Annotated in this window: 9 protein-coding genes; 4 read left to right on the top strand and 5 right to left on the bottom strand. The window is 69.8% G+C overall.

Annotated elements, in window-relative coordinates:
* The 4 genes from VHC63_16210 to VHC63_16195 all read right to left on the bottom strand — a co-directional run.
* A partial coding sequence (locus VHC63_16210) for a GDP-mannose 4,6-dehydratase (GenBank protein HVV38152.1) occupies positions 1 to 869 on the bottom strand: 869 nt, incomplete at its 3' end.
* Entirely contained in the window at positions 866 to 1,729 is an 864-nt protein-coding gene (locus tag VHC63_16205) for a sugar phosphate nucleotidyltransferase (protein HVV38151.1), read from the bottom strand. The genes VHC63_16210 and VHC63_16205, both read right to left, overlap by 4 nt.
* A complete protein-coding gene (locus tag VHC63_16200; GenBank protein HVV38150.1) occupies positions 1,729 to 2,748 on the bottom strand; it encodes a UDP-N-acetylglucosamine--N-acetylmuramyl-(pentapeptide) pyrophosphoryl-undecaprenol N-acetylglucosamine transferase in 1,020 nt (339 codons plus the stop codon). Before VHC63_16200 ends, VHC63_16205 begins: the two co-directional genes overlap by 1 nt.
* Positions 2,745 to 3,044 (bottom strand): rhodanese-like domain-containing protein, encoded by a 300-nt coding sequence (locus VHC63_16195; GenBank protein ID HVV38149.1) that lies wholly within the window; start codon positions 3,042 to 3,044, stop codon positions 2,745 to 2,747. The genes VHC63_16200 and VHC63_16195 overlap by 4 nt, the downstream gene beginning before the upstream one ends.
* Before the next feature lie 97 nt (positions 3,045 to 3,141).
* Between VHC63_16195 and VHC63_16190 the strand changes: the two genes are divergently transcribed.
* Positions 3,142 to 4,029, top strand: a complete 888-nt coding sequence (locus VHC63_16190; GenBank protein HVV38148.1) for a sigma-70 family RNA polymerase sigma factor — start codon at positions 3,142 to 3,144, stop codon at positions 4,027 to 4,029.
* Here VHC63_16190 and VHC63_16185 read toward each other — a convergent pair.
* Complete coding sequence (locus tag VHC63_16185; GenBank protein ID HVV38147.1) at positions 4,019 to 6,172, bottom strand: UvrD-helicase domain-containing protein; 2,154 nt, start codon at positions 6,170 to 6,172, stop codon at positions 4,019 to 4,021. The genes VHC63_16190 and VHC63_16185 overlap by 11 nt on opposite strands.
* 31 nt (positions 6,173 to 6,203) lie before the next feature.
* Here VHC63_16185 and lnt point away from each other — a divergent pair, with 31 nt between their 5' ends.
* From lnt to VHC63_16170, 3 genes are read left to right on the top strand one after another with little or no spacing between them, the layout of a single operon-like run.
* Positions 6,204 to 7,589 carry an apolipoprotein N-acyltransferase gene (gene lnt / locus VHC63_16180; GenBank protein HVV38146.1) on the top strand — a complete coding sequence of 462 codons (1,386 nt, stop codon included), beginning with the start codon at positions 6,204 to 6,206 and terminating at the stop codon, positions 7,587 to 7,589.
* A complete protein-coding gene (locus VHC63_16175; protein HVV38145.1) occupies positions 7,559 to 8,803 on the top strand; it encodes a glycosyltransferase family 4 protein in 1,245 nt (414 codons plus the stop codon). The genes lnt and VHC63_16175 overlap by 31 nt, the downstream gene beginning before the upstream one ends.
* Entirely contained in the window at positions 8,790 to 9,500 is a 711-nt protein-coding gene (locus tag VHC63_16170; GenBank protein ID HVV38144.1) for a class I SAM-dependent methyltransferase, read from the top strand. Before VHC63_16175 ends, VHC63_16170 begins: the two co-directional genes overlap by 14 nt.

Here is a 9,500-nt window from a genome sequence, read left to right as displayed (position 1 = left end):
CGGATCTTGGTGTTGTCGGCGAGGAGGCGGTCGACTTCGGAGCCGCCCGGACGGACGCGGGATTCGTCGAGCACGACCTTGGCGTCGGAGCCGGTCGCCTCGATGAGCAACTGCGCCAGGTCGCCGACGGAGATCTCCTGGCCCGAGCCGATGTTGGTGACCGAGCCGACGCAGGCGTCGCACTGGGCGATCGCCATCATCCCCGCGGCGGTGTCCGTGGCGTAGTTGAAGTCACGCGTCGGACTGAGCGAACCCAGCCGCACCTCCTTGGCGCCACCGAGCAGCTGCGACAGGATCGTCGGGATCACCGCCCGCGTCGACTGCCGCGGCCCGTAGGTGTTGAACGGCCGGGCGACGGCGACGGGCAACTCGAAGGCGTGGTGCAGCGACAGCACCATCATGTCGCCGCCGATCTTCGAAGCCGAATACGGCGACTGCGGCTGCAGCGGATGGTCCTCGCCGATCGGCACGTGCAGCGCGGTGCCGTAGGTCTCCGACGTCGACGTGTGCACCATCCGCGACACACCGGCACGGCGGCACGCGTCGGCCACGTTGAACGAACCCTGCACGTTGGTCTGGATGTAGGACTCCGGGGCGACGTAGCTGTACGGGATCCCGATCAGCGCCGCCAGGTGGAACACGACGTCGCGCCCGTCGACGGCCTCGCGCACGCGACCCGCGTCGCGCACGTCACCGGGCATGACTTCGACACCCAGAGCGGGGTCGAGCCAGCCCGTGCCCCCGAACGACGTGTAGTACGACAGCACGCGCACGTTGGCGCCCGCGGCGACGAGCGCCTCGGTGAGGTGCGACCCGATGAACCCTTCGCCACCGGTGACGAGCACGGCGACGCCACCCCAGTCGCTCACGTCCGTTCCCCTCGCGCGAACTCCATCAGCACTTCCTGAAACTCCTCCGGTGATCCGGCGTCGACCCAGTGCTCCCACAGCGGGAACACGTGGACGTCTTCACCGCGGCGCTGCACGGCGTCGATGAGATCGGGCATCTGGAAGAACGTGTTCTTCGGCACGAGCTTGAGCATCGGCCGGTCGACGATGTACATGCCGGCGTTGCACAGATAGGTCTTCACGGGCTTCTCCTCGAACCGGTCGAGCACGCCGCGCTTGGTGGCGTGCACGACGCCGTACTTCAACGTGGTCGAGAACGACGCGCACGCCATCGTGATCGGACCGTCGTGGGCGCGGTGGAACTCGAGCATGCGTTGCGGGTTGACCTCGGTGATGAGGTCGGCGTTGGTGATGAACACGTATGGCGCGCCCTTCGCCGGCACGAGCGAGAGCGCCCCCGCGTTGCCGAGCGGTTGCGTCTCGTCGATGTAGGTCACGCGGTCGCCGAGGCGCTTCTTGAACATCGCGGCGCGGTAGTTCACCGACAGGTAGACGTTGTCGGCGTCGATGTTGTCGAGGATGCGTTCGACGATCGTCGACGTGCCGAGCGTGAGCAACGGCTTGGGGACGTTCCCGCTCAGCGAGCGCAGGCGCGTGCCCTTTCCGCCCGCCATCACGACGGCGTCCATCGGCGGATGATGCAGTTCCTCGACCGTGCGTCGCAGCTTGAGCGACTCGATCGCCTCGTCGAGCGACACGCCGCGCAGCATCGCACGCCGACCGTCGATGTCGTAGAACACCGAGCCGCCGGCGACCTCGCAGTAACCCGTGTCGCGTACGCGTTGCATCGCGGCGCGCAGAGTGTCGGTGGGCTTGAGCACTATCGAGACGCTAGGTCGAGTACCCACCTGGCCAACACCTTCGCCGCGTCGGCGTGACCGACGGTGCGCGCCTTGGCTCCCATCGCTGCCAGTTTCTCGCGGTCGGCCAGCCAGTCCTCGACGAGCGGGCCGACGACGTCGGCCGTGGCGTCGGCGTCTTTCACCACGACGGCGCCGCCGACATCCGCGAGCACCGCCGCGTTGTAGTCCTGGTCGTTGTCGAGGGCGTGGGGATAGGGCACGAGCACCGACGGCAATCCCCACACGGCCAGTTCGGCCACCGTCGACGCGCCGGCGCGGGTGATCACCACGTCGGCCGAGGCGTAGGCGTCGCCGATCGAGTCGAGGTAGTCGTAGGCGGCCAGCACGCCGCCGCTGTCGACGTGGTGGTCACGACCCGTCTTGAGCACGATGTGGACGTCGCGCCCGGCCCACCGCGCCGCCAGGCCCACGGCCAACTCGTTCAGGCGCACGCTGCCCTGTGACCCGCCGGTGATGAACACCATCGGCTTGGGATACGCATCGGCGTTGCCGGTGAGGTTGGCCGGCGCCAACGGCATGCCGGTCACCCGGGGCGAGCGACCGGGGAAGGTCGCCGACGCGAACGACACCGCGATGTTCTTGGTGAACCGCGCCACCAGACGGTTGGCGCGCCCCGCCGTCGCCCCCGACTCGTGGATGACGACGGGAACGCCGCGCAGCCGCGCCGCGATCACCGCGGGCAAGGACGGGTAGCCGCCCATCGCCACGACGGCGTCGGGCCGGATACGGCGGAACGCCTGGAAGGTGGCGCGCACGGTGGCGGCGAGGAATTGCGGCGCGTACCGCCCGCCGCGCCACGGGACCATATCGACCATGACGAGCGGAAAGTCCGTGATGAGCCGCTGCTCCAACCCGCGGGGCGTACCGACGAAGGTGACGCGCGCCGAGGGATCGAGTTCCTCGATGGCGTGCGCCGTCGCCAGCCCGGGGTAAATGTGCCCGCCGGTGCCCCCGGCGGCCACGACGATATGGGTCACTCGCCCGATTCGAAGGGGCGGCCTTCCTCAACCCACTTGTTGGTGCCACCCTGCACGTTCACCGCGTCGTAGCCGGCGTTGCGCAGCGCTTGGGCGACCTTGGCCGAGCGCCCGCCGACGGCGCACACGACGAAGACGCGACGGTCCTTGGGGATCTCGCCGACCCGGTCGTTGATTTGGTCCATCGGGATCAGCGTTACGCCGGGGATGCGCTTGTCCACCCACTCTTCGTAGCGGCGTACGTCGAGCACGTATGCATCCAAAGCGTCGGCTAGGTCGGAGGTCGTGACTTCCACATTTCCAAACTAATCAGGGGAACTAGTCCCCTCAGATCCCAAAAATGGCCCAAGCGATCGATAGGAATCGGCCACGGAGGGGCAGAGGATTTGGGACATGACCACCGTGAACCGCCAGACCCGCCCCCTCCGCGCCGAAGAGCGCATGATCCGTGAGCACATGTATCTCGTGGGGTACGCCGTCTCGCAGCTGTCCACCCGTATCCCGCGGCACGTCAATCGTGACGACCTCGAATCGGCCGGTATGGCGGCTCTGGCGGCCGCGGCGCGTGGCTTCGACCCCGAGCGCGGGGTGCGCTTCGACCGCTACGCCAACACCCGCATCAAGGGCGCCCTCCTCGACGAGCTGCGCCGAGCCGACTGGGCGACCCGCTCGGTCCGTGCCCGCGCTCGCCAGGTCGCAGCCGTCACCGAGAAGCTGACGCCGGTTCTCGGCCGTGCCCCCCGGCCGGTCGAAGTTGCTGGTGCTCTCGGTTGGGACCCGCGCGACGTCATCGAGGTCGCCGACGACGTGAACCGCGCCGTCGTTCTTACGTTCGACGGCATGACCGCCGAGGGCATCAGCATCGGCGAGTCGGTCCCGTCCGAGGACCTGACTCCCGACCTGGAGATCGAAGAGGCCGAGAAGCGCGGCTACCTCGTCGACGCCGTCGCCTCCCTGCCCGAGCGCCTGCGCCAGGTCATCATCGGCTCGTTCCTCGAGGACAAGACGATGGCCACCCTCGCCCAGGAGATCGGCGTGACCGAGTCCCGCATCTCCCAGATGCGCACCGAGGCCCTCGCCCTGTTGAAGGTCGGCCTCGAAGACCGCATCAACCCCGTCGACGAGGACGAAGTCGTCGACGTGAAGGCCGGCCGTCGCCCGCACCCGAACGCCGTGCGCGCCGAGGCCCGTCGCAACGCCTACCGCCGTGCGGTAGCCGAGCGGTCGTCGACCAACGACCGTCTGGCCCAGAAGACCCTGGCCTCGCTCGTCAGCGCGTAGCGCCGTGTAGCCCTCGCGCGAGGGCGGCGGGGAGTGGCTGGGCGTGGGCGATGGTGACCCGCTTGGTCGCCCGCGTGAGAGCGACGAACAGGGCGCGCAGGCCGAACTTGGCGTTGTCGACGATGGCTGCCGGCTCGGCGACGATGACCGCGTCGAATTCGAGGCCCTTGGCGAGCACCACCGGGACCAGGGCCACGGGTTCCTCCAACCCCTCCTCGTCGCGACCCACCGTGATGCCGGCGCCGGCCAACGCCGAGGCCAGCCGCGGCTCGTCCTCAGGGGCGCACACGACGGCCAGGGTGCCGCCCTTGGACTGCTCGGCCCGCACCGCGTCGACGACGGCGTCGGTCACGTCGTCGGCCCGCACGACCACGGGGCCTTGCCCGCCCGGACGGGCCGAGCGCGGCATGCTCAGCTCGGGCGCGGCCTCCGCCAGCACCGCGGCGGCCACGTCCATGATCGCCCCCGGCGTGCGGTAGTTCACCGTGAGTTCGGTCAGGCGCGGCGCGGCGCCGATCGAGGGCAGGTGCGCCAGCACCTGATCCCACGACGACGGCGCCCAGTGGCCGCTGGCCTGGGCGACGTCGCCCACGATGGTCATCGAGCCGAGCGAGCGGCGGGCCAGCACCCGCAGCTGCATCGGCGACAGATCCTGCGCCTCGTCGACCACGACGTGGCCGTATTGGCGGATCTCCTCGGCGTCGAGGTGCGTGCGCAGCTCGTCGATGAGCGCGAGGTCGGCCGAGGTCCACGCCACGTCCTCGAACGACGCGCTGCGCTCGCGCACCAGCAACGCCACTTCCGCGTCGCTCAACGCGCCGCGGGCCGCCAGCTTCAGTAGTGCCTTGGCGCCGAGCAGGTCGTGGAGGAGTTCCTCAGGCGAGATGCGGGGCCACATGCGGTCGACGGCGGCCACGAACTCCGGCACCCGCGACAGCCGCTTGCGCTGCTCGCGCTCTTGCAGTTCCCGCTGTTCCCGGTCGACCTCGACCTCCGCCTCTTCCGGGTTGACCGGCCGGATCTGCTGGACGCGCCGCTCGTGCGCCGCCAGCAACTTCTTCAGCGTCAGCTGCTCGACCTGCTTGCGCCGGGCGTTGTGCGTGCCCGGCCGGCGCTTCACGGCGTTGACGATCTCCGCCGACTCGTCGACGTGCAGCGTCAGGGTGAAGGCCCCGAAGGGAATGCGCGCCTCCTTGCTCAGGGCGCGCTCGCGGTCCTTGACGGCGTTCGCCATCATCTTGACCATCCGCTCGTCGCCCTTGATGCGGGCGACAGCGTCGGCCTCGGAGCCGCGCCGGTGCGGGTTGACGTGCGAGTGCGGCAGCGTTCGCACGAGGCCGTCGACGGTGTAGAGCCCCACGCCGGTCTCGCCGAGCGACGGCAGCACCTGGTCGATGTAGCGCAGGAAGAGCGGGTTCGGCCCGACGACCAGCACGCCCTGGCGCTCGAGCGGGAAGCGGTGCGTGTAGAGCAAATACGCGGCACGGTGCAGCGCCACCGCGGTCTTGCCGGTCCCGGGCCCGCCCTGGACGACGAGCACCCCGTGCATCGAGCCGCGGATGATCTCGTCCTGCTCGCGCTGGACCGTCGCCACGATGTCGTGCATGCGGCCGGTGCGGTCGCGCTCGAGGGCGGCGAGCAAGGCGCCGGCGCCGACCATGTCGACGTCGGTGTCGCCGAGCGCGTCGGGGTCGAACACCTCATCTTCGATCGCCTCGATCACGTGGCCGTCGCACATGAAGTGACGGCGCCGGGCGAGGCCCATCGGATGGCGGCCCGTCGCCCGGTAGAAGGGTTCGGCCACCGGGGCGCGCCAGTCGATGACGAGCGGGTCCTGGTCCTCGTTCCACACGCCCATGCGCCCGATGTAGAACGCCTCGCCCGGCAGGCCCTGCTCGGAGGGCGAGTGGTCGCGGTCGATGCGCCCGAAGCAGATCGGCAGGTGGCCGACGTCGAGTTGGCCGAGGCGCAGCTGCGCCTGCTCGGCCATGACTTCTCGCTCGACGACCGACTGCGGGGTGACCCCCTCGGTCAAAAGGACGTCGCTGAGCAGGTGAGACGCGCGTTCTCGCTGCTCACGGAGTCTTTCGTAGACCCCGTCGAGGTACTTCTGCTCGCTCACGAGCTCAGGATGGCGTGCCAAAGTAGCCGTCGAGTGTAGTTGAATCCGCCGCGTGAAGCCGCTTCTGGTCGCGGTCGCCGGCGGCCTCGCCGTGGGGATCTCCCTGCCCCCGTTCGGGCTGTGGTTCCTGGCGCCTGTCGGTTACGCCCTGTTCTTCTGGGCGTGGCAGCGCGGCCACCGCCTCGGCACCGCGGCGGCGTTCAACACCGCGTACTTCCTCGTCGGACTCGCCTGGTCACTCGAGTTCGCCGTGGTCGCCTTCGTCGGGCTGATGCTGATCGAGGTCCTGCTCACGACGCTGCCGTTCCTCATCCCGGTCAAACACGACTGGGCGTTTCCGGCCCTCGTGACGCTGGGCGAACTGCTGCGCTACCGCTGGCCACTCGGGGGCCTGCCCCTCGCCGGCGTCGCCCTCGGGCAGGTCAACGGGCCGCTCCTGCCCGTGGCGCGGCTGGCCGGCGACCTGGCGGTCGTGCTGGTCCTCACGCTGGTGGCCACCCGCCGACTGTGGGCGTTTGCCCTGGTAGCGGCGATTGTCGGTGGCAGCTGGTTCGTACCAACGCCGAAGGCCACCGGCTCGCTGCGCGTCGCCTACGCCCAAGGTGGCGGCCCGCGGGGGCTGCGGGCGATCGAAAACGTGGGCACCGACGTATTCGGCAACCAGGAGCGGGCGACGGCGCGGCTGCAGCGCCCCGTCGACCTCGTGCTGTGGCCCGAGGACGTCATCGACCTGGCCGGTCCCATCGCCCGCGACCCCGTCAAGTTCGAGGTCGGCGACCTGGCCGCGGGACTCCAGACGACGCTCGTCGCCGGGGTGGTCGAGGACTCGGGCCTGCACCATTTCCGCAACGCCGCGGTCGTCTGGGACCGCAGCGGCAAGATCGTCGACCGCTACGAGAAGGTCCACCGGGTGCCCTTCGGCGAGTACGTCCCGGCCCGGAGCCTGGTGAAACACCTGGCCAACATCACACCCGTCCCCCGCGACGCCATCGCCGGCCACGGCGACGGAGTGCTGCTCACCCGGGCCGGCCAGCTCGGCGTGATGATCTCCTACGAGGTCTTCTTCGCCGATCGCGCCCGCACGGCCGTCCACGGTGGCGCGGAGATCCTGCTGGTGCCCACCAACGCCTCGTCGTTCAAGGGGCGGCAGGTCCCGCGCCAGGAGGTGGCCGCCGCCCGGCTGCGGGCGGTCGAGACGGGCCGCGACCTCGTCCAGGCGGCGCCGACGGGCCATTCGGTGTTCGTCGACGCCCACGGACACACCTGGAAGCGGTCCCGACTGGGCGCCCGCGCCGCGGCGGTCACCGTTCTGCACACGCGCGCGGGCACCACGCCCTACCAGCGGGTGGGCGACGTGCCCGTCGTCGTGGTGGTGTTGGGGCTGCTAGTCGCTAGCCTGTCTCCCTCATGGCCGGGCCCCTCCGCATCGCGTTCCTGATCTACCGCGGGAACCCGTACTCCGGCGGCCAGGGCGTCTACACCCGCTATCTCACCAAGGCGCTCGTCGACCTGGGCCACGAGGTCGAGGTGTTCGCCGGCCCGCCGTACCCCGTGCTCGACGACGGCGTGAAGCTCACGCCCGTCCCGTCGCTCGACCTGTACCGGGAGCCCGACCCGTTCCGCATCCCGTGGCCGTGGGAGTTCAAGTCGTGGATCGACGTCGAGGAGTTCGCCATCATGGCCTCGGGCGGGTTCCCGGAACCGCGCACGTGGAGCCACCGGATCCGACGAGTGCTGGCGCAGCGCAAGGGCGACTTCGACATCGTCCACGACAACCAGTGCCTCGGGTCGGGCCTGCTCGGCGTCGTGGAGGACGGCTGGCCGCTGCTCACGACGCTGCACCACCCGATCACCGTCGACCGCGACCTCGACCTGGCGGCGGCGCAGGGCGCGCGCCAGCTCACCTTGCGCCGCTGGTATCAGTTCCTCGGCATGCAGAAGCGGGTGGCGCGCCAACTTCCGCGACTCGTGACGGTGTCGACGTCGTCCAAGCGCGACATCAACGCTCAGATGGGCGTCGACCTCGACCGTCTCGGCGTCGTGCCGGTGGGCGTCGACCATGAACGCTTCCGCCGACTGCCCCACGTCAAGAAGGTGCCGGGCCGGCTGATGACGACGGCGTCGGCCGACGTGCCACTCAAGGGGCTCATGCCGCTGCTCGAAGCCGTCGCCAAGGTCAAGACCGAGCGCGACGTCACCCTCACGCTCGTCGGCAAGCCGCGATCGGGTTCGAAGGTCGCCCAGCGCGTCGCCGAACTCGGCCTGTCCGACATCGTGCAGTTCAACACCGGCATCTCCGACGACCGGATGGTCGAGCTGTTCAACGAAGCCGAGGTGGCGGTGGTGCCGTCGCTGTACGAAGGCTTCTCGCTGCCCGCCGTCGAAGCGATGGCGTGCTCGACGGCGCTGGTGGCGACCACGGGCGGGGCGCTGCCCGAAGTGGTCGGCACCGACGGCACGACCGGCGTGCTCGTGCCGCCGAACGACCCCGGGGCGCTCGCCCAGGCGATCGTCAAGGTGCTCGACAACCGCAAGTTGCGGCAGTCGCTAGAGCGCAACGGTCGCAAGCGGGTCGAGAAACTGTTCACCTGGAAAGCGTGCGCCGAGGGCACCGTGCGCGAATACGAAGAGGTGCTGCGTGCTCACCGTTAACTACGACCGCCTGGGTGTGAAGCCGGGCGACTATCTGCTCGACATGGGTTGCGGGGCCGGGCGCCACGCCTACGAGGCGGCCCGGCGCGGCGCCAAGGTCGTCGCCCTCGACATGGACGACGTCGAGGTCAAGACCACCGCCGGCCTGCTGCTCGCCATGCAGGAGAACGGCGACATCCCGTCGCCGGGCGTCGGCATGACGTCGGTGGGCAACGCGCTGAAGCTGCCCTTCGCCGACGGGGCCTTCGACCGCGTCATCGCCAGCGAGATCCTCGAACACATCCCCACCGACACCGTCGCCATGGAAGAGCTGGCGCGCGTCGTGCGCGTCGGCGGGACGCTCGGCATCACGGTGCCGCGCTGGGGCCCCGAGCTGATCAACTGGGCGCTGAGCGACGAGTACCACATGACGCCGGGCGGCCACGTGCGCATTTACCGCCAGTCGGTGATCACGCAGCGCTTACGCGACGCCGGCCTCACCGTCACCGGCGTGGCGTCGACGCACGGACTGCACTCGCCGTACTGGTGGCTCAAGTGCGCCGTCGGCGTGTCGAACGACACGCACCCGCTGGTGAAGGCGTACCACCAGCTGCTCACGTGGCAGATCACCGACAACCCGCTGCCGCTGCGCCTCGCCGAAGCGGCGACGGCGCCGTTCATCGGCAAGTCGCTCGTCATCTATGCGAGGAAGGACTGA

The organism is Acidimicrobiales bacterium (assembly GCA_035546775.1).
Taxonomy (GTDB): Bacteria; Actinomycetota; Acidimicrobiia; order Acidimicrobiales; family JACCXE01; genus JACCXE01.
The sequence above is the reverse complement of the archived record's forward strand: the minus strand, read 5'-3'. Positions and strand labels throughout refer to the sequence as shown.